Annotated in this window: 19 protein-coding genes; 7 read left to right on the top strand and 12 right to left on the bottom strand. The window is 72.6% G+C overall.

The window, feature by feature from the left end; all coding sequences use genetic code 11:
• The first annotated feature begins 12 nt into the window (after window positions 1-12).
• From AB0924_RS07385 to AB0924_RS07375, 3 genes are all read left to right on the top strand, one after another.
• On the top strand, window positions 13-279 hold the full coding sequence (locus AB0924_RS07385) for a protealysin inhibitor emfourin (protein WP_366910893.1): 267 nt from the start codon (window positions 13-15) through the stop codon (window positions 277-279).
• Window positions 280-348: 69 nt separating this feature from the next.
• Window positions 349-1662, top strand: coding sequence for a GH1 family beta-glucosidase (locus AB0924_RS07380; protein WP_366910892.1), 1314 nt, complete (start codon window positions 349-351; stop codon window positions 1660-1662).
• Entirely contained in the window at window positions 1659-2909 is a 1251-nt protein-coding gene (locus AB0924_RS07375) for an MFS transporter (protein WP_358927309.1), read from the top strand. The genes AB0924_RS07380 and AB0924_RS07375 overlap by 4 nt, the downstream gene beginning before the upstream one ends.
• A gap of 3 nt (window positions 2910-2912) precedes the next feature.
• Here the strand turns inward: AB0924_RS07375 and AB0924_RS07370 are convergent, their stop codons facing one another.
• Window positions 2913-3758 (bottom strand): NAD(P)-dependent oxidoreductase, encoded by an 846-nt coding sequence (locus tag AB0924_RS07370; protein ID WP_358927310.1) that lies wholly within the window; start codon window positions 3756-3758, stop codon window positions 2913-2915.
• A gap of 123 nt (window positions 3759-3881) precedes the next feature.
• On the opposite strand from AB0924_RS07370, the gene AB0924_RS07365 reads away from it, so the two are divergent.
• Window positions 3882-4730, top strand: a complete 849-nt coding sequence (locus AB0924_RS07365) for a helix-turn-helix transcriptional regulator (RefSeq protein WP_366910891.1) — start codon at window positions 3882-3884, stop codon at window positions 4728-4730.
• A gap of 18 nt (window positions 4731-4748) precedes the next feature.
• On the opposite strand, the gene era is transcribed toward AB0924_RS07365, so the two are convergent.
• Window positions 4749-5702, bottom strand: a complete 954-nt coding sequence (era, locus tag AB0924_RS07360) for a GTPase Era (protein WP_358927312.1) — start codon at window positions 5700-5702, stop codon at window positions 4749-4751.
• A gap of 174 nt (window positions 5703-5876) precedes the next feature.
• Here era and AB0924_RS07355 point away from each other — a divergent pair, with 174 nt between their 5' ends.
• Together AB0924_RS07355 and AB0924_RS07350 are read left to right on the top strand one after the other, a co-directional pair.
• Entirely contained in the window at window positions 5877-7199 is a 1323-nt protein-coding gene (locus AB0924_RS07355; protein ID WP_366910890.1) for an ammonium transporter, read from the top strand.
• Window positions 7196-7534, top strand: a complete 339-nt coding sequence (locus AB0924_RS07350; protein WP_358927314.1) for a P-II family nitrogen regulator — start codon at window positions 7196-7198, stop codon at window positions 7532-7534. The genes AB0924_RS07355 and AB0924_RS07350 overlap by 4 nt, the downstream gene beginning before the upstream one ends.
• Window positions 7535-7553: 19 nt before the next feature.
• Here the strand turns inward: AB0924_RS07350 and AB0924_RS07345 are convergent, their stop codons facing one another.
• Complete coding sequence (locus AB0924_RS07345; RefSeq protein WP_358927315.1) at window positions 7554-7913, bottom strand: cytidine deaminase; 360 nt, start codon at window positions 7911-7913, stop codon at window positions 7554-7556.
• Window positions 7914-7941: 28 nt separating this feature from the next.
• The gene (locus AB0924_RS07340; protein ID WP_358927381.1) at window positions 7942-8763 is read right to left on the bottom strand and encodes a helix-turn-helix transcriptional regulator; all 822 of its coding nucleotides are present in this window, start codon (window positions 8761-8763) and stop codon (window positions 7942-7944) included.
• Window positions 8764-8911: 148 nt separating this feature from the next.
• Between AB0924_RS07340 and AB0924_RS07335 the strand changes: the two genes are divergently transcribed.
• The gene (locus tag AB0924_RS07335; protein WP_358927316.1) at window positions 8912-10345 is read left to right on the top strand and encodes an MFS transporter; all 1434 of its coding nucleotides are present in this window, start codon (window positions 8912-8914) and stop codon (window positions 10343-10345) included.
• Here the strand turns inward: AB0924_RS07335 and AB0924_RS07330 are convergent.
• The 8 genes from AB0924_RS07330 to AB0924_RS07295 form a co-directional block, all read right to left on the bottom strand.
• Window positions 10330-11349, bottom strand: coding sequence for a S66 peptidase family protein (locus AB0924_RS07330; RefSeq protein WP_366910889.1), 1020 nt, complete (start codon window positions 11347-11349; stop codon window positions 10330-10332). The genes AB0924_RS07335 and AB0924_RS07330 overlap by 16 nt on opposite strands.
• A gap of 41 nt (window positions 11350-11390) precedes the next feature.
• Window positions 11391-11750 carry an MmcQ/YjbR family DNA-binding protein gene (locus AB0924_RS07325; RefSeq protein WP_358927318.1) on the bottom strand — a complete coding sequence of 120 codons (360 nt, stop codon included), beginning with the start codon at window positions 11748-11750 and terminating at the stop codon, window positions 11391-11393.
• Window positions 11747-13045: a hemolysin family protein gene (locus tag AB0924_RS07320; RefSeq protein ID WP_358927319.1), complete on the bottom strand. Its 1299-nt coding sequence runs from the start codon at window positions 13043-13045 to the stop codon at window positions 11747-11749. The genes AB0924_RS07325 and AB0924_RS07320 overlap by 4 nt, the downstream gene beginning before the upstream one ends.
• A 16-nt stretch (window positions 13046-13061) precedes the next feature.
• Window positions 13062-13559 carry an rRNA maturation RNase YbeY gene (ybeY, locus tag AB0924_RS07315; protein ID WP_358927320.1) on the bottom strand — a complete coding sequence of 166 codons (498 nt, stop codon included), beginning with the start codon at window positions 13557-13559 and terminating at the stop codon, window positions 13062-13064.
• A 12-nt stretch (window positions 13560-13571) separates the two neighbouring features.
• Window positions 13572-14651, bottom strand: a complete 1080-nt coding sequence (locus AB0924_RS07310; RefSeq protein WP_358927321.1) for a PhoH family protein — start codon at window positions 14649-14651, stop codon at window positions 13572-13574.
• A 148-nt stretch (window positions 14652-14799) separates the two neighbouring features.
• Window positions 14800-15924 (bottom strand): PfkB family carbohydrate kinase, encoded by a 1125-nt coding sequence (locus tag AB0924_RS07305; protein ID WP_358927382.1) that lies wholly within the window; start codon window positions 15922-15924, stop codon window positions 14800-14802.
• Window positions 15925-16039: 115 nt separating this feature from the next.
• Window positions 16040-17329: a glucarate dehydratase family protein gene (locus AB0924_RS07300; RefSeq protein ID WP_358927322.1), complete on the bottom strand. Its 1290-nt coding sequence runs from the start codon at window positions 17327-17329 to the stop codon at window positions 16040-16042.
• Window positions 17326-18222, bottom strand: coding sequence for a 5-dehydro-4-deoxyglucarate dehydratase (locus AB0924_RS07295; protein WP_366910888.1), 897 nt, complete (start codon window positions 18220-18222; stop codon window positions 17326-17328). Before AB0924_RS07295 ends, AB0924_RS07300 begins: the two co-directional genes overlap by 4 nt.
• Window positions 18223-18299: the final 77 nt, after the last annotated feature.

Below are 18299 nucleotides of genomic sequence, written 5' to 3'. Positions count from 1 at the left end.
AGACAGGCACCCATGCGTATTCAGGTACGGCGCACGGGCGGGTTCGCGGGCATCGAGCGCCGGGCCGAGGTGGACACCTCGGCCCGGCCCGACGACCGGGAGTGGCGGTCCCTCGCCGAACGGGTCCTGGCTTCCGGCAGCCCCACGCCACCGGCGGGGGTACCGGACGGCTTCGCCTACGAGATCACGGTGGACGGCCGCACGGTCTACGCGGCCGACCCCCGACTGACCCAAGAACAGAGGGAGTTGATTACGAGGGTGCTGAAGGAGGGGGCCTAGGCGGGCCGCTCGCGCCAGTTCGCGCCGGGGCGTTGACTTCCGTTACCGGCGGTACGGATGATCCGGGCCATGGCGACTGACGCAGGCAAGGCGATCCCCCGTTTCCCGGCCGGCTTCCTGTGGGGCGTGTCGACCTCGGCCCATCAGATCGAGGGGGCGGCCGAGGAGCGGGAGCCGTCCGTGTGGGACGTGTTCACGGCCGGGTCGGGGCGGGTGAAGGACGGTTCGACGGCGGCGGTGGCCTGCGACCACTACCACCGCTACCGGGAGGACGTGGCGCTGCTGGCCGGCCTCGGCGTGGGCGCGTACCGCTTCTCCGTGTCGTGGCCCAGGGTGAACTCGCCCGGCGGCCTCGACTTCTACGACCGGCTGGTGGACGAGCTGTGCGCGGCGGGCGTGCGGCCCGTGCCCACCCTCTTCCACTGGGACCTGCCCGCCGGGCTGGACTGGCTGGAGCGGGACACGGCCGCCCGGTTCGCCGAGTACGTGTCCCTGGTCGCCGGGCGGCTCGGCGACCGGGTCACCAAGTGGATCACGCTCAACGAGCCGGCCGAGCACACCCTGCTGGGCCACGCACTCGGCGTGCATGCCCCCGGCCAAAAACTGCTGTTCGACGCGCTCCCCGTCGCCCACCACCAGCTCCTCGCCCACGGCCTCGCGGTGGGGGCCCTGCGCGCCGCCGGGGCGGCGGACATCGGCATCGCCAACTCCCACGGCCCGGTCTGGCCGGCCTCCGGGGACCCGGCCGACCAGGAGGCGGCGGGCTTCTACGACCTGCTGCTCAACCGGCTGTTCGCGGAGCCGGTCCTGCTGGGGGCGTATCCGGAGGGCGCCGGCGAACTGATGCCGGGAGACGTGGAGTCCGACCTGAAGATCATCTCCGCGCCGGTCGACTGGTACGGCGTCAACTACTACGCCCCGTCCAGGGTGGGCGCCCCGCAGGGCACCGCGACCGAGTTCGGCGGTATCGGCATGCCGGCCGAACTCCCCTTCTCGGTACGTCCGATCGAGGGCCGCCCGGTCACGGACTTCGGCTGGCCGGTGGTCCCCGAGGGGCTGACGGAGCTGCTGACCGGCTTCCGTGACAGGTACGGCGACCGGCTCCCGCCGGTGGTCATCACCGAGAACGGCTGCTCCTACGAGGGCCTCGACGACCAGGACCGGATCGCCTACCTGGACGCCCACATCCGCGCCCTGCACACGGCTCTCGAGGCGGGGGTCGACGTGCGCGGCTACTTCGTCTGGTCGCTGATGGACAACTTCGAGTGGGCGGAGGGATACGCGCGCCGCTTCGGCCTGGTGCACGTGGACTACCAGACGCTCGAGCGCACCCCGAAGGCCTCCTACCACTGGTTCCGGGACGTGCTGCGGGCGCAGAGATGACCGCCGCCGCCTCGGCCGCCCTGGCCGAGCCCGTCGAGCCGGTCCGGCCGGGCTGGACGGCGGCGCTGGCGCTGGCCAACGGGGCGATCTGGGTGGGCTGGTTCGGGCCGCTGCAGATCCTGCTGGCCTCCCAGGCGAAGGACTTCGCGCCCGCCGCCGGGATGCCGAAGGAGACGGTCCTGGCCTGGGTGACCGGCGCGGGAGCGGTCGTCTCACTGCTGGCCAACCCGCTCTTCGGCGCCCTGTCCGACCGCACCACCGCCCGCCGGGGCCGCCGTACCCCGTGGATCGTGGCCGGTGCGGCGGGCGGCGCGCTCTCTCTGCTGCTGCTCGCGGGCGCGGGCGGGGTGTGGACGATGGCACTGGGCTGGTGCCTGGCGCAGCTCACCCTGAACGCGGCCTTCGCGGCGGTGACGGCGGCCGTTCCGGACCGGGTGCCGCGCGGCCGGCGGGGCGTGGTGGGCGGCTGGCTGGGCGCGGCCCAGATCCTGGGCGTGGTCGTGGGCACGGGTCTGGCCACGGCGGCGGGCGGCACCGGGGCCGGGTACGCGGCGTGCGCGACGTTCACGGTGGCGGGCGTGCTGCCGTACGTGCTGCGGTACGAGGATCTGCGGCTGGCCGGGGCGGACCGGCCCGCCTGGTCCTGGCGGGCCTTCCTGGCGGGTTTCCGGCTGAGCCCGCGCCGCCACCCGGACCTGGGCTGGGCCTGGCTGACCCGCTTCCTGATCAACCTCAGCAACGCGCTCGTCCTGCTGTACCTGCTGTACTACCTGCGGGACCGCCTCCATCACGGCGATCCCGGCGAGGGCGTGCTGATCCTGACGGCCGTGAACGGTGCGACCCTGCTCGCCACGGTCGTCGTGGGCGGCGCGTGGTCGGACCGCACGGGGCGCCGCAAGCCGTTCGTGATCTGGTCGGGCGTGCTGATGGCGGTGGCGACGGCGGCCCTCGCCGTCTGGCAGACCTGGCCCGGCGCGATCGTCGCGGCGGCGGTCCTCGGGGTCGGCTTCGGGGTGTTCACCTCGGTCGACTTCGCGCTGATGACGGACGTCCTGCCGACGGCGCTGGACCGCGGCAAGGACCTCGGCGTGATCAACGTGGCCAACGCGCTGCCGCAGGTCGCGGCGCCCGCCCTTGCCGCGCCGATCGTGACGTACCTGGGCGGCTACCGGGTGCTGTACCTGGTGGCGGCCGTGATCGGTCTGGCGGGGGCGGTGCTGGTCGGGCGGATCAGGGGCGTGGAGTGAGGGTCACAGGGCGCCGGCGTCCCGGGCGCTCCACAGTGTCGGGAAGTAGGGGCGGTAGCCGAGCTCGCGGCGGATGCGGTCGGTGGAGGCCAGCCCGTACCAGGGGTCGGGGTCGGGGCCGTCCGCGGGCGGCTCGGCGCCGAGGAGCCGGTGGATCTCCAGGACCGTGACCGGGGCGTCGTCGGCGATGTTGTAGATCCGGCCGCCCGCACCGGGGGCGTGGAGCAGGCGCGTCAGCCCCTGGGCGACGTCGGCCACGTGCACCAGATGGTGCCGTTTGGTGGCCGGCTGGCTCGCGGTCCAGCGGGTGATGCCGGGCAGGTGCGGGTCGCCCTCGCCGTAGACGAAGGCGAGCCGGCCCACCCGCACGTCCAGCCCGTCCAGCGCCAGCAGTGCGCGCTCGGCCTCCAGTTTGGACTCCGGGTAGGTCATCCACATCGGGCCGCCGGGCACCGTCGGATCGTCCTCGACGAGCGGCCGGCCGCGCCCGGTGCCGTACGACAGGATCGTGCCGGTCTGCACGAAACGCCGTACCCCGGAGGCGACCGCCGCCCGGCCGAGTTCCACCGCGGCGTCCCGGTTGACCGCCCACACCTCCTCGTCCGGCACGCCGCGGAACGAGGCGGCGACGTTGACGACGGCGTCGGCCCCGGCGAGGGCCTTGCCGAGCACCTCGGTGTCGCGGAGGTCGCCGACGACGACCTCCGCGCCGCGGTCGGCGAGGCCGGCGGCACGGGTCTCGTCGCGCACGAGCACTCGGATCCGATCGTGCGGCCCGGACTGTGCGAGCAGGCGGGGGACGAATCCGCGTCCCACCTGTCCGGTGGCGCCGGTGATCAAGGTCAGCATGGCTGGGTTCCTCTCGTTCGGTGCTCCCAGCCTCGGCCGCGTTCGGCGGCCCCGGGAGAGACCTCCCGATCGGGGGACCGGCGGTCCCTGGATAACGCCGCCGGAGTGCCGCAGCCTTGAAGGGTGAACCGAGCCGAACTCGCCGACTTCCTGCGCCGCGGCCGGGCCCGCCTGGAGCCGTCCGACGTGGGCCTCGCGGCCGGCGCGCGCCGCCGTACCCCGGGACTGCGCCGGGAGGAGGTGGCCCAGCTGGCCGGGATGTCCGTCGACTACTACACCCGGCTGGAACAGCGCCGCGGCCCCCGCCCGTCCCGCCAGATGCTGACGGCGCTGGCGCGTGCCCTGCGCCTGTCCGACGACGAGCGGGACCATCTCTTCCACCTGGTGGGCGAGGAGCCCCCGCGGCGGGGCGCGGCGTCCACGCATGTCCGCCAGGGTCTCCTGCTGGTGCTGGACCGGCTGTACGACTCACCCGCCCAGGTGGTGACGGACTGCGGCACGGTGCTGGCGCAGAACGCCCTGGCCAAGGCGCTGGTCGGGGACGCGCTCGCCCGTCCGCCGCGCGAGCGGAACCTGACCCGGCGGTTCTTCCTGGACCCGGCGGCCCGCGGCCTCTTCCCGCCGGAGGACCGTCCGGCGCACGCCTTCGACCACGTGGCCGGCCTCCGCGCGGTGGCCGCGGCCCGCCCCGACGACCCGGAACCGGCCGCGCTGGCGGCCGAACTGCGTGCGGCCAGCGAGGAGTTCGCCAGCCTGTGGGAGGCGCACGAGGTGTCCCTGCGCCGCCCGTCCACGAAGCGCTTCGTGCACCCGGTGGTGGGCCTGCTGGAACTGGACTGCGAGGTCCTGCTGAGCCACGAGGGCCATCAGCAACTCATCATCCACACGGCCCGTCCGGGCACGGAGTCGTACGAGAGGCTGCGGCTGCTGAGGGTGGTGGGGCTGCAGGACATGGTCCCGTCGAGCCCGTGAGCCCGTCCGGGGCCGCCCTCAGAAGCCCAGGCGACGCAGCTGCTTGGGGTCCCGCTGCCAGTCCTTCGCCACCTTGACGTGCAGGTCCAGGAAGACCGGCGTACCCAGCAGCGCCTCGATCTGCTTGCGGGACTTGATGCCGACGTCCTTCAGCCGCTTGCCCTTGGGCCCGATGATGATGCCCTTCTGGCTCGGGCGCTCGATGTAGAGGTTGGCGTGGATGTCGAGCAGCGGCCGGTCCGCCGGGCGGTCCTCGCGCGGCAGCATCTCCTCCACGACCACCGCGATGGAGTGCGGCAGCTCGTCGCGGACGCCCTCCAGGGCCGCCTCGCGGATCAGCTCCGCGATCATCACCTGCTCGGGCTCGTCCGTGAGGTCGCCCTCGGGGTAGAGGGCCGGGCCCTCGGGCAGCAGCGGGATCAGCAGGTCGGCCAGGAGGTCCACCTGCTTGGCGCCGACGGCCGACACCGGGACGATCTCCGCCCACTCGATGCCCAGGTCCCTGCCGAGCCGGTCGATCGCGATGAGCTGCTCGGCCAGGGTCTTGGAGTCGACGAGGTCGGTCTTGGTGACGATGGCGACCTTCGGGGTCTTGCGGATCCCGGCCAGCTCCTTGGCGATGAAGCGGTCGCCGGGACCGATCTTCTCGTTCGCCGGCAGGCAGAAGCCGATCACGTCGACCTCGGCCCACGTCGTCCGCACGACGTCGTTGAGCCGCTCGCCGAGCAGGGTGCGCGGCTTGTGCAGCCCCGGGGTGTCCACCAGGATCAGCTGGGCGTCGGGGCGGTGCACGATGCCGCGGACCGTGTGCCGCGTGGTCTGCGGCTGGTTGGCGGTGATCGCCACCTTCTGCCCGACCAGAGCGTTCGTGAGGGTGGACTTGCCCGCGTTGGGGCGGCCCACGAAGCAGGCGAAGCCGGCGCGGTGGGCGGTCTCGCCCGACGGCTCGGATGACTGGGTACGAACGCTCATGGCGTTCATTGTCCCTGATCCACGGGACCGCGCCGTACCAACGGCCGCCACCGTCTCTTGATGTGAGCTTGACGAAACCCCTACGCAACGAAACGTCACGGAAACACACCCGTACGCAACCGGAAATGCCGACCGGTGAACCTCTGACGAGCCCCCACACCGTTGGAGACGCCCGTGATCCTCGCCGCAGCCCACGTCGACACCGGCGACACCGCCTGGCTCCTCGCCGCCACCGCCCTCGTCCTGCTGATGACCCCGGGTCTGGCCCTCTTCTACGGCGGCATGGTGCGCACGAAGAGCGTCCTCAACATGCTGATGATGAGCTTCGTGTCGATCGCCCTGGTGACGGTGGTCTGGCTGGCGGCCGGCTACTCGCTCGCCTTCGGGGACGACGTCTTCGGCGGGCTGATCGGCGGCCTGGGGCACTCCGGCATGAGCGGGATCGGCCCGGGCAGCGTGCACGGCACCGTTCCCACCCTGCTCTTCGCCACCTTCCAGCTCACCTTCGCGATCATCACGGCGGCCCTGGTCAGCGGCGCGGTCGCGGACCGCACGAAATTCTCCGCCTGGCTGGTGTTCGTCCCGGTCTGGGCGCTCGCCGTATACGTTCCGGTGACCCACTGGGTGTGGGGTCCCGGCGGCTGGATCGTGGACCGGCTCGGGGCGCTCGACTTCGCCGGCGGCATGCCCGTGGAGATCACCTCCGGTACCTCCGGGCTCGCCCTGTGCCTGGTGCTCGGGCCCCGGCTCGGGTTCAGGAAGGACGCCATGCGTCCGCACAACCTGCCCATGGTGATCCTCGGCGCCGGTCTGCTCTGGTTCGGCTGGTTCGGCTTCAACGCGGGCTCCGCGCTCGGCGCGAACGGCCTCGCCGCGGCGGCCTTCCTCAACACGCTCGCGGCGGGCTGCACCGGCCTGCTCGGCTGGCTCTTCGTCGAGCAGAAGCGCGACGGCCATCCGACCACCCTGGGCGCGGCCTCGGGCGCGGTGGCCGGCCTTGTCGCGATCACCCCGTCCTGCGGCACGGTCTCCCTGCTGGGCGCGCTGGTGGTGGGCCTGGCCGCCGGTGTCGTCTGCTCCTACGCGGTGAGCTGGAAGTTCCGGCTGAACTACGACGACTCGCTGGACGTGGTCGGCGTCCACCTGGTCGGCGGCGTCATCGGCACCCTGCTGATCGGCCTGTTCGCCGAGAAGGCGATGACCGGCGGCGCCGAGGGCCTGTTCTACGGCGGCGGGCTGGTCCCGCTGGGCAGGCAGCTGCTGGCGGTGGCGGCCGTCGGGGTGTACGCCTTCGGGGTGACGTACGGGCTCGGCAGGCTGATCGACCGGGCGCTGGGCTTCCGGGCGAGCGAGGAGCAGGAGCACACCGGCCTGGACCTTACGGTGCACGCCGAGACGGCTTACGATCACGGGGTCCTGGGCCATGGCGCCCCGGTCAACCACTCCCTCGTCGCCGCCCAGCAGGCACCCAGCCGGAAGGTCGAGAGCCAGGCATGAAGCTCATCACCGCGATCGTCAAGCCGTACCGGCTGGACGAGGTCAAGACCGCCCTGCAGGAACTGGGCGTGCACGGCCTGACCGTCAGCGAGGCGAGCGGGTACGGCCGGCAGCGCGGCCACACCGAGGTCTACCGGGGCGCCGAGTACCGGGTCGACCTGGTGCCGAAGGTGCGCATCGAGGTCGTGGTGGAGGACGCGGTCGCCGACGACGTGATCGACGCGATCGTCGGCGCCGCGCAGACCGGGAAGATCGGGGACGGCAAGGTCTGGGCGCTGCCCGTGGAGACCGTCGTACGGGTGCGGACCGGCGAACGCGGCCCCGACGCCCTCTGACGGGCAGCGCCGTAGGCGACTAGGCGGTGGCCGCCGGGGCCGTCCGCCGCACCTCTCCGTCGGGTCCGGCCAGCAGCACCGGCGTCCCGGCCCCGCCGAGGTCCGCCACGGCGGCCAGGTCCTCCGGCGCGACCTCCTCGGCCTCGCTCACCACGGCCGCCGCCTCCAGCGACCGCGCGCCGGAGGCCACCGCCATGGCGACGGCGGTCCGCAGGGCGCTCAGCCGCAGCGAGGGGAGCTCCACCGACCCGGCGGCGTAGGTACGCCCGGTCTCGTCCCGTACGGCCGCCCCCTCGGGCACAGCGTTGCGGGCGCGCACGGAGCGGGCCAGCGTGACGATCTTGCGGTCCTCGGGGTCAAGCGCGTTGCTGTCGGTCATGCCCAGAGCATACGAAGCCACCGCGGGCTCACCCCGCCACGGGGTGCATGGCGTCCCGCCGCCCCTCGGGAGAGGCCAGCCACTCCAGCTTCGCCGCGGTGTTCTCCTCGTCCAGCGGAGTGTGCAGCACGATCATCAGATCGGGCCGGGCCGGCACCTTCATCACCGTCGACTCCACGACCAGCGGCCCGACCAGCGGGTGCGTCAGCTCCTTGCGCACCTGTCCCTGGTCCTCGATGTCCCGCTCGGCCCACAGCGCCACGAACTCCGGGCTGCGCGCCGACGCCTCGGCGAGCACCGCCCGGAACCCCTCGTCGTCCGGCCGGGCCGCGCACGCGGCCCGGAACTGGGCCACCACCGTCCGCGCGTTCCGCTCCCAGCTGTTGCTGCGCGAGCGGTACAGCGGATCGACGAAGAAGTCGACGAGGCAGTTCTGGGTGATGTCCGGCCGCATGCCGAGGACCAGCGCCGCCGCGTCGTTGTACATCACGCAGTTGTAGTACGTGTCCATGATGTGCGCCGGGTAGGGCATCCAGGTGTCGATCAGCCGCCGCAGCCCCTCGCACATGTCCCTTTTGTCCGGCGCTACCTGGGGCGCCGGCGGGTTCAACCCGGCGAGCAGGTACAGGTGCCGGCGTTCGGCGTCGCTGAGCCGGAGCACCCGGGCGACGGCGTCGAGGACCTGCGGCGAGACGGAGATGTCCCGCCCCTGTTCGAGCCACTGGTACCAGGACGCGCCCACCCCGGCCAGCACGGCGACCTCCTCCCGGCGCAGTCCGGGCGTCCGCCGCCGGCCCCCGCCGCCCGGCAGCCCGGCCTCCTGCGGACTGACCCGGGCCCGTCGGCTCATCAGGAACTCCCGCAGCTCGTCCCGCCGTTGACTGCGCGTCGCCTCCGCAGCGGCCACGTACCGCTCCTCCCCCGTCGTGTCTGGTGGTGCCACCACCACCATAAGTTCCGACTCCCCACGCGTATTCCGATCGCCCGAAGCTCTGTCCATGGCGTTCGACACCACCACTCAGACCACCACCCAGGCCCCCGCCCCCGCGGGCGAACCGCTCGGCACCCCCCGGCTGTCGGCGCGGGACAAGCTGGTCCTCTTCGTCCTGTGCGCGGCCCAGTTCATGGTCGCGCTGGACTTCTCCGTCCTGAACGTGGCCCTGCCCGAGCTGGGCACCGATCTCGGCATGAGCCGCTCCGCCCTGCAGTGGGCGGTCACCGCGTTCGCTCTCCCCTCCGGTGGCTTCCTGCTGCTGTTCGGGCGCGTCGGCGACCTGTACGGCCGCCGGAGGCTGTTCCTGACCGGCCTCGCCCTGTTCGGCGCGGCCTCCCTGCTGGCGACCCTGGCCTGGGACCCGGCGTCCTTCCTCACCGGGCGCGCGCTGCAGGGTCTCGGCGCGGCGGCGATCGTGCCGACGGGCATGTCCCTGCTCACCACCACCTTCCCGGAGGGCCCGGCCCGCGACCGCGCCCTCGGCATCTCCGGCACGCTGCTGTCGCTGGGCTTCACGGTCGGCATGGTGGCGGGCGGCGTCCTGACCGACGCGTTCGGCTGGCGCTCCACCATGGCCCTGCTCACCGTGTTCGCGCTGATCGTGCTGCCGCTGGCGCCGGGGCTGCTGCCCGAGTCCCGCACCCCCGACCGCCCGCGCCTCGACGTGCCCGGCGCGGTCACCGTCACCGCCGGCCTGCTGTCGCTGATCTACGCCCTGTCCACGGCCGCCGACCACGGCTTCGGCCGCACCGACGTCGTCGCCGGGCTGATCGCCGGCCTGCTCCTGCTGGCCCTGTTCACGGCCGTGGAGTCCCGCTCGGCCTCGCCCCTGGTGTCCCTGCCCATGCTGCGCCGCCGCACGGTGGCGTGGGGCAACCTGGGCGGCCTGGTCACCTTCTCGATGATGTCGACGGTGATCTTCGTCCTGACCCTGTACTTCCAGGAGACCCTGCGTCTCTCGGCCTTCGAGACGGGCCTGGTCTTCGGCTTCCAGGGCGTGCTGTCGGCCGTCGCCGGCACGATGGCGCCCCGGGTCATCGGCCGCTTCGGCGCCCGCCGAACCCTGGTCGGCTCGCTGACCGGACAGGGCGCGCTGGTCGCCACCCTGCTGTCGCTGAACGCCCACATCTGGTCGGTGTGGCTCGCCGCGGCGGCCGTGTCCCTGGCGAGCATGTGCCACCTGGGCGCGATCATCTCGTACGGCCTCACGGTCACCTCCGGCGTCCCGGACGAGGAACAGGGCCTGGCCACCGGCCTGGTGACCGCCACCCAGCAGGTGGGCATCACGGTCGGCATCCCACTGCTGGGCGTGCTGGCCACCACCTCGCGCGACCTGCTGTCGGGCGTCCACACGGTGCTCGCGCTGGACGCGGCGATCGTGCTGACCGCCGCCGTCCTCGTCGGACTGGGCCTGCGCCGGGGTCAGTCCAGGGTCTGAACGATCTCGCTCCGCGCGGCCGTGTGCACCACACGGCCGCGCGCGCCGTTCACCAGCGCCAGGTAGGGCGGCACGTGCCCGCACTCGACGTCGGCGACGATCGGCACCCCGAGCGGGCCGAGGGCGTCGAGGACCGCCTCGTGCTGGCTGAGGGTCCGGCTGTCGGGGGCCTTGGTGCGGCCCACGAGGACGGCGGCGGCGCGGTCGAAGAACCCGGCGAGACGCATGCCGTGCAGATTGCGGCAGATGGTGTAGGCGTTGTCCTCGCACGCCTCGACGTAGACGAGCAGGTCGTCGCCGTCGGCGAAGGACCGCGTGTCCAGCAGGCGGGTGCCCGCGATGTTGACCAGGGTCTCGATGCAGCCGCCGATCAGCCGGCCCTCGACGTCCACGTCGCCCGTGCCGTCGAGCCGGGTCCAGGTGCCGGCCGTGTCCAGGGTGAGGTCGCGGATCTCCGGGTACAGCGCGTAGTCGTCCCAGCCGATGGCGCGGTGGCGGGCGGGCGGGGTCTGGGCGAGCGGCTCTCCCTGCGGGGCGGTCACGACGTCCAGCCAGGACAGCAGGCCCTCGGGCGTCCGGTAGGGCGTGTCCATGAGGTTGTTGCCGTGCACGGTGGCGACACCGGTGAGCAGGGTCAGCGGGGTGATGATCGTCGAGATGTCCGACCAGCCGACGACCCAGGTGGGCTCGGCACGCCCGATCGCCTCGAAGTCGAGCAGCGGCAGCAGGTCGACGGCGGTCTCGCCGCCCCACGGAGGCACCACGGCCCGGACGGCGGGGTCGGTCAGCATGCCGGTCAGTTCGGCGGCGCGTTCGGCGGCCGGGGCGCTGATGTGGGTCGAGCCGTCCATGCACCGGCCGACGACGACCTCGTAACCGCGCGCTTCGAGGTCCCGGATCGCGACGTCGAGCCGCCCCCGGAGCTCCTTCGCCACTCCGCTGGACGGAGAGGTCACGCCGATACGGTCACCGGGGCGCAGAGGGCGCGGATATCGAACAGTCATGCGCGATTCTGACATGCCCTCAGCGGGCCGGTGCAAGGCGTTTACGGCCGGTCCAGCCGCAGCCGCTCCGCCCTCGGCAGTCCCGCGACGACCAGGTCGTAGGAGTCCTCGATCAGCTCCCGGACCAGGCGGTCGGGCAGAGAGCCGTCGACGGTCACGGTGTTCCAGTGGCGCTTGTTCATGTGCCAGCCGGGAACGATCAGCCCCTCGTGCTCGCCGCGCAGCCGGGCCGCGTCCTCCGGGTCGCACTTGAGGTTCACCGTCAGGGGCCGCGCGCCCAGGTTCGTCAGGGCGAACATCTTGCCGAGGACCTTGAACACGGAGGTCTCCGGGTTGAACGGGAAGTCCTCCACGACCGCGTTGAAGGACAGGCAGAAGGCGCGCAGCTCCTCGGGGGTCACTCGGGCGCCTCCTCCTCGGCGGGGCTGCCGGCCGGCTCCACCAGCACCGTCACGATCTTGTTCCGGCGTCCGGCCGCCGCCTCCGCGGTCAGCCGCAGCCTGCGCTCGTCGGGGAGTTCGACCTCGGCGGACGCGCCGGCGATGGGGACGCGGCCGAGCGCCTTGGCGAGCAGCCCGCCGACGGTCTCCACGTCCTCGTCGTCGTACTCCTCCAGGCCGTACAGCTCGCCGAGGTCGGTGATGTCCAGGCGCGCGGTGACCCGGTGGCGGTCGTCGCCGAGGTCCTCCACGGGCGGGAGCTCCCGGTCGTACTCGTCGGTGATCTCGCCGACGATCTCCTCGAGGATGTCCTCGATGGTGACGATCCCGGCGGTGCCGCCGTACTCGTCGATGACGACGGCGACGTGGTTGCGCTCCTTCTGCATCTCGCGCAGCAGGTCACCGGCGTTCTTGGTGTCGGGCACGAAGACCGCCGGACGCATGGCGGTGGACACCAGGTCGTTCTCGGCGTCGCGGCTGATGTGCGTCTTGCGGACCAGGTCCTTCAGGTAGACGATCCCGACGATGTCGTCCTCGCTCTCGCCGGTGACCGGGATGCGGGAGAAGCCGGAGCGCAGGGCGAGGGTGAGCGCCTGCCGGATGGTCTTGTAGCGCTCGATGACCACCAGGTCGGTGCGCGGCACCATCACCTCGCGGACCAGGGTGTCGCCGAGTTCGAAGACCGAGTGCACCATGCGGCGCTCCTCGTCCTCGATCAGCGACTCCTTCTCGGCGAGGTCCACCATCGCGCGCAGCTCGGCCTCGGAGGCGAAGGGGCCGCGGCGGAAGCCCTTGCCGGGGGTGAGCGCGTTGCCGATGAGGATCAGCAGCGACGGGATCGGGCCCATGATCCGGGCCAGCGGCAGCAGCACGTACGCGGCCGCCGTCGCCGTGTTGAGCGGGTGCTGGCGGCCGATGGTGCGCGGCGAGACGCCGACGGCCACGTACGACACCAGCACCATGACGCCGATGGCGACCAGCAGGGCCTGCCAGGTGGCGGCGAACTCCTGCAGGCAGGCGTACGTCACCAGGGCCGCGGCCGCCATCTCGCAGGCGACGCGGACCAGCAGGGCCACGTTCAGATAGCGGGTGGGGTCGGCGGCGACCTGGGCCAGCCGGGCGCTGCCGCGCCGGCCGGACTTCACGGCCTCCTCGGCCCGGAAGCTGGAGACGCGCGCGATGCCCGCCTCGGCGCAGGCGGCCAACCAGGCGATGACGACCAGCGCGATCGCGCCGATCACGATCTGCGGATTCATACGTGGACCGACCCGCCTACGAGACGGTCGGCGCCGGGGAAGGCCCGGTCAGTCCCCGCTCGGACCGCCATCCGTCGACGATGGCGGCCTGGAGCCCGAACATCTCGGCCTTCTCGTCGGGCTCCTCGTGGTCGTACCCGAGCAGGTGCAGCACGCCGTGGACGGTGAGCAGTTGGAGCTCCTCGTCCATGGAGTGCTGCGTCGGCGCCTCGTCGCCCTGCTTCTTGGCGACCTCCGGGCACAGCACGATGTCGCCGAGCAGACCCTGCGGCGGCTCCTCGTCGTCCTTCGACGGCGGCCGCAGCTCGTCCATCGGGAACGACATGACATCGGTGGGTCCGGGCAGGTCCATCCACTGGATGTGGAGCTGCTCCATGGCATCGGCGTCCACGACGATCACCGAGAGCTCGGAGAGCGGGTGGATGCGCATCCGCGCGAGCGCGTAGCGGGCGATGTCGAGGATCGCCTGCTCGTCTACCTCGGTGCCGGACTCGTTGTTGACGTCGATCGACATGGGCGTGCTGGTCTACTTCCCCTTGGGACCCTTGGCGCCGGTCCTGCCACGGCCGCCCCGGTGGGTGCCGTTCTCGGTGCCGTGCTTGCTGTCGTACATCTCGTACGCGTCGACGATACGGCCCACCAGCTTGTGCCGTACCACATCCTGCGACGACAGCCGGGAGAAGTGGACGTCCTCGACGCCCTCCAGGATCTCCTGCACCTGCCGCAGACCGCTCTTGGTCCCGTTCGGCAGGTCCACCTGGGTGACGTCACCGGTGATCACGATCTTCGAGTCGAAGCCGAGCCGGGTGAGGAACATCTTCATCTGCTCGGGCGAGGTGTTCTGGGCCTCGTCCAGGATGATGAAGGCGTCGTTGAGCGTACGGCCGCGCATGTACGCCAGCGGCGCGACCTCGATGGTCCCGGCGGCCATCAGGCGCGGGATCGAGTCCGGGTCGAGCATGTCGTGCAGCGCGTCGTACAGCGGGCGCAGGTACGGGTCGATCTTCTCGTAGAGCGTGCCGGGCAGGAAGCCGAGCCGCTCGCCCGCCTCCACCGCCGGGCGGGTGAGGATGATCCGGTTGACCTGCTTGGACTGCAGGGCCTGGACCGCCTTGGCCATGGCCAGGTAGGTCTTGCCGGTACCGGCGGGGCCGATACCGAAGACGATCGTGTGCTTGTCGATCGCGTCGACGTACCGCTTCTGGTTGAGCGTCTTGGGCCGGATCGTCCGGCCGCGCGAGGACAGGATGTTCTGCGTCAGTACCTCGGCCGGGGTCTCCGGGCCGTCGCTCGTCCCGTTCTCGCTCGCCTTGAGCATGGCGATCGAGCGTTCCACTGCGTCCTCCGTCATCGGCTGCCCGGTGCGGAGCACCAGCATCATCTCGTCGAACACGCGTGAGATCAGAGCGACGTCCGCGGGTTCGCCGACCGCGCTGATCTCATTGCCCCGGACATGAATGTCGGCTGCCGGGAAGGCCTTCTCGATCACGCGCAGGAGGGAGTCGCCGGAACCCAGCACGGTCACCATGGGGTGCTGGGCGGGGACGGTGAGCTGTGCTCGCGCCTGCTCCCGCGCGGGGATGTGAGCTTGGGGTGTCTGAGTCATGGGCCGGCGCTTAAGGCCTGCGGTTCCTCCTCGTCACGGCCGCGTAGCTGAGGGCGGCCTCGCACTGTCCAGAGTACGACGGGCCACCGACAACGCCGTAGGGCTTTTCCGCGGGGGGACGCCCCGCGGCCGGGGCGTCCCCGCACCGTCAGGCCGAACGCCCGAACCCGATCGTCGGCACCGCCCGCCGCAGCGGCCACGGCCGGTCCAGCTCCTCGGGCACCAGCCCGTCGAGGAAGCCGTACCGGCGCAGCGCCTCGGGGTCCTGGCCCGGCACCGACTGGACGCGGCGCCACCACGCCCCGATCTCGGACCACCCCGGTGCCGACAGCGAGCCCCCGAACTCCTGCACGGACAGGGCCGCGGTGAGTCCCGCGAGCGCGAGCCGGTCGGCGAGCGGCCGGCCGGCCAGGGTCCCCGCGACGAACCCGGCCACGAAGACGTCCCCGGCCCCGGTGGGATCCAGTGCCTCCACGGCGATCGCCGGGACCTCCGCGGCCTCCCCGGTGCGCCGGTCCACGGCGTACGCCCCCTCAGCGCCGAGGGTGACGACGGCCACCGGGACGTGCTCGGTCAGCGCGTGCGCGGCATCGCGCGGGCAGTCGGCCCCGGTGTACCGCATCGCCTCCGCCGCGTTGGGCAGGAACGCCTCGCAGTGCCCGAGATCGGGGAGCCCGGCCAGGTCCCAGGCCCCGGTCTCGTCCCAGCCGACGTCGGCGAAGATCCGGGTGCCCGCGCGGGCGGCCTCCGCGATCCAGGGGGCGCGTTTGCCGGGGGCCAGGGAGGCGACGGCGGCCCGCGCGCGGGGCGGGAAGTCCGGTGCCGGTTCCTCCGGGGGCGGTTCGTGGCCGTGGGAGACCATCGTCCGCTCCCCCTCGTACGCCATGGAGACGGTGACGGGCGAGTGCCAGCCGGGCACGGTCCGGGAGGGCGTGAGGTCGATGCCCTCGCCCTGGGCGAGGGCGTCCCAGCAGTACTCGCCGTAGTGGTCGTCGCCGAACGCGGCGGCGAGGGAGGTCCGCAGGCCGAGCCGGGCGAGCGCGGTGGCCATGTTGGCGACCCCGCCGGGGCTGGAGCCCATTCCCCGGGCCCAGGACTCGGTGCCGCGCACGGGCGCCGAGTCCAGGCCGGTGAAGACGATGTCGAGGAAGACGGTGCCCGTGAGGTACACGTCCCAGGGCGGGTCGCCGGGGGCCCTCAGGGCGGCGAGCGGGTCGATCTGGGCCTGGCGGCGCGCTGCCTGTGTGAGGTGTTCGGGTTCCTCTCCGGCGATCGTGCGGGACGGGGTCACGGTGCGCTCCCTGAGCTGGTGCGGATCTGGCCAGTGTGCACCACTTCCCGCCAGGGGCACGGCCGCTCGCAGCGACGGCGGCGTCACCGCCGGGGCCTCACCAGCGGGGCATCGCCGGCGTCCGCCACCCGGGCTCGGCCCGCCGCATCGCCGCCGCGTCGTCACGGTCCCGCAGCGCGCCGTCGTCCCGCGTCCACCGCCGGTGCAGCCGGGCCAGTTCGTCCCGGTCCAGCTCGACGCCGAGGCCTGGCGCGTCGGACACCGCGACCCGGCCGCCGGTGAAGGCGAGCCGCTCGGTGAGGACGTCCTCGGACTGCCAGGGGTAGTGGGAGTCGCAGGCGTGGTGGAGGTTCGGCACGGTCGACGCCACGTGGGTCATGGCGGCGAGGCTGATGCCGAGGTGGGTGTTGGAGTGCATGGACACCCCGACGCCGAAGGCGGCGCAGATCGCGGCCAGCTGCCGGGTGTTGCGCAGCCCGCCCCAGTAGTGGTGGTCGGAGAGCACCACCTGCACGGCGTCCCGGGTGAACGCCTCCCGGATCTCGCCGAAGGTCGTCACGCACATGTTGGTGGCGAGGGGGATGCCGGTCCCGGCGGACACCTCGGCCATCGCCGGGGTGCCCAGCGTCGGGTCCTCCAGGTACTCGAGGACGTCACCGAGTTCCTTCGCGACCTTCAGCGAGGTCTCCACCGACCAGGCGCCGTTGGGGTCGAGGCGCAGCGGGTGGCCGGGGAAGGCCTCGGCGAGAGCGCGTACGGCGGCGATCTCCTGCTCGGGCGGGAAGACGCCGCCCTTGAGCTTGAAGGAGGTGAACCCGTACCGCTCCTTGAACAGGCGTGCCTGGGCGACGACTCCGGCCGGGTCGAGGGCGGCGCCCCGGTCGTCCGGCTCGCAGGCCACGCCGTCGGGGTGCCCGGCCCATTTGTAGAAGAGGTAGGCGCTGTACTCGACGGCGTCGCGGAGCCTGCCGCCGAGGAGCGCGTGCACGGGCAGTCCGAGCGCCCTGCCCTGGGCGTCGAGGCACGCCACCTCGAAAGCGGACAGCACGGACAGCCGGAGTTTGTCGGCGCTCTGCACGCCCCGCAGTCCGCCGGCGTCCACGGCGCCCTGGACCCGGCTCTCGTCCACGGCGAGGTCCAGCGCGAAGAGGCCGTTCACATCCATGATCGAGCGTCCGGTCAGCCGCTCGGCCAGCGGGCGGGCCAGCTCCAGGTACTTCGTGTCCCCGTAGGTCTCGCCGAGGCCGGTGATCCCGTCGGCCGTGACGACCTCCACGATCAGCCGGGGGGTGTACGGCTGGTGCACGCCCTGGGTGTTGAGCAGTGGCGGGTCGGCGACCAGGATCGGCGTCAGGCGCACCTCGGCGATGGTCAGGTCACGGGTCACAGGGAGGCTCCTACGAGGTCGAGTCCGGCGGCGAGCAGGGTCCTCAGCTCGGCGAGGTCGGCGGGCGAGGGGTCGGTGAGCGGGGCCCGGACCGGGCCGACGCGCTCCCCGCGCAGCCGGGCCGCCGCCTTCACCAGGGACACCGCGTATCCGGGGACACGGTCGCGGAGTTCGACGAGGGGGACGTAGAAGTCGCGCAGCAGTTTCCCGGTCGCGGCGTGGTCGCCGTCCCGCAGCGCGGTGAAGAAGGCGCCGGCGATCTCGGGGGCGAAGGCGTGCACGGCGGAGGAGTAGGCGGGGACGCCGACGGTGGCGTAGGCGCGGGCCTGGATCTCGGCGGTGGCGGCGCCGTTGAAGAACAGGAAGTCCCCGGGGGCGGCGAGGGTGAGGCGCTGGAGGCGGTCGAGGTCACTGTGGCCGTCCTTGAGGCCGATGACGTTCGGGATGCGCGCGACGCGCCGCAACGACGTCACGGTATAGGCGACCTGGCCGCGCTGGTAGGCGACGATCGGCAGCCGGGTGCGCTCCGCGAGCCGCTCGAGCTGGGCGGCGAGACCCTCCTGCGGCGCGGCGACGAGGTAGTGCGGCAGCACCAGCAGGGCGTCGGCGCCGGCGTCCTCGGCGATCCGCGCGAACCGGGCGGCCTGCGCCCAGCCGTACCCGGTGCCGGCGACCACGGGCACCCGGCCCGCCGCCTCCTCGACGGCGATGGTGACGACCTGCCGGTACTCCTCCTCGTCCAGGGAGAAGAACTCCCCCGTGCCGCAGGCCGGGAAGACGGCTCCCGGTCCGGCGGCGAGCCGGCCCGCGACGTGCGCGCGGGAGCCGTCGGGGTCGAGGGTGCCGTCGTCGTGGAAGGCGGTGAGCGGGAAGGAGAGCACACCGCGCGCCATGCCCTCCTTCAGTCGCCGCGCCACGTCCTGCGGACTTCGGTCGCCACCCACCAGACCATCTCCCGTTGTGAATGCCG

The sequence above is a fragment of the Streptomyces sp. NPDC047869 genome (assembly GCF_040704065.1).
Classification (GTDB): Bacteria; Actinomycetota; Actinomycetes; order Streptomycetales; family Streptomycetaceae; genus Streptomyces.
The sequence above is the reverse complement of the archived record's forward strand: the minus strand, read 5'-3'. Positions and strand labels throughout refer to the sequence as shown.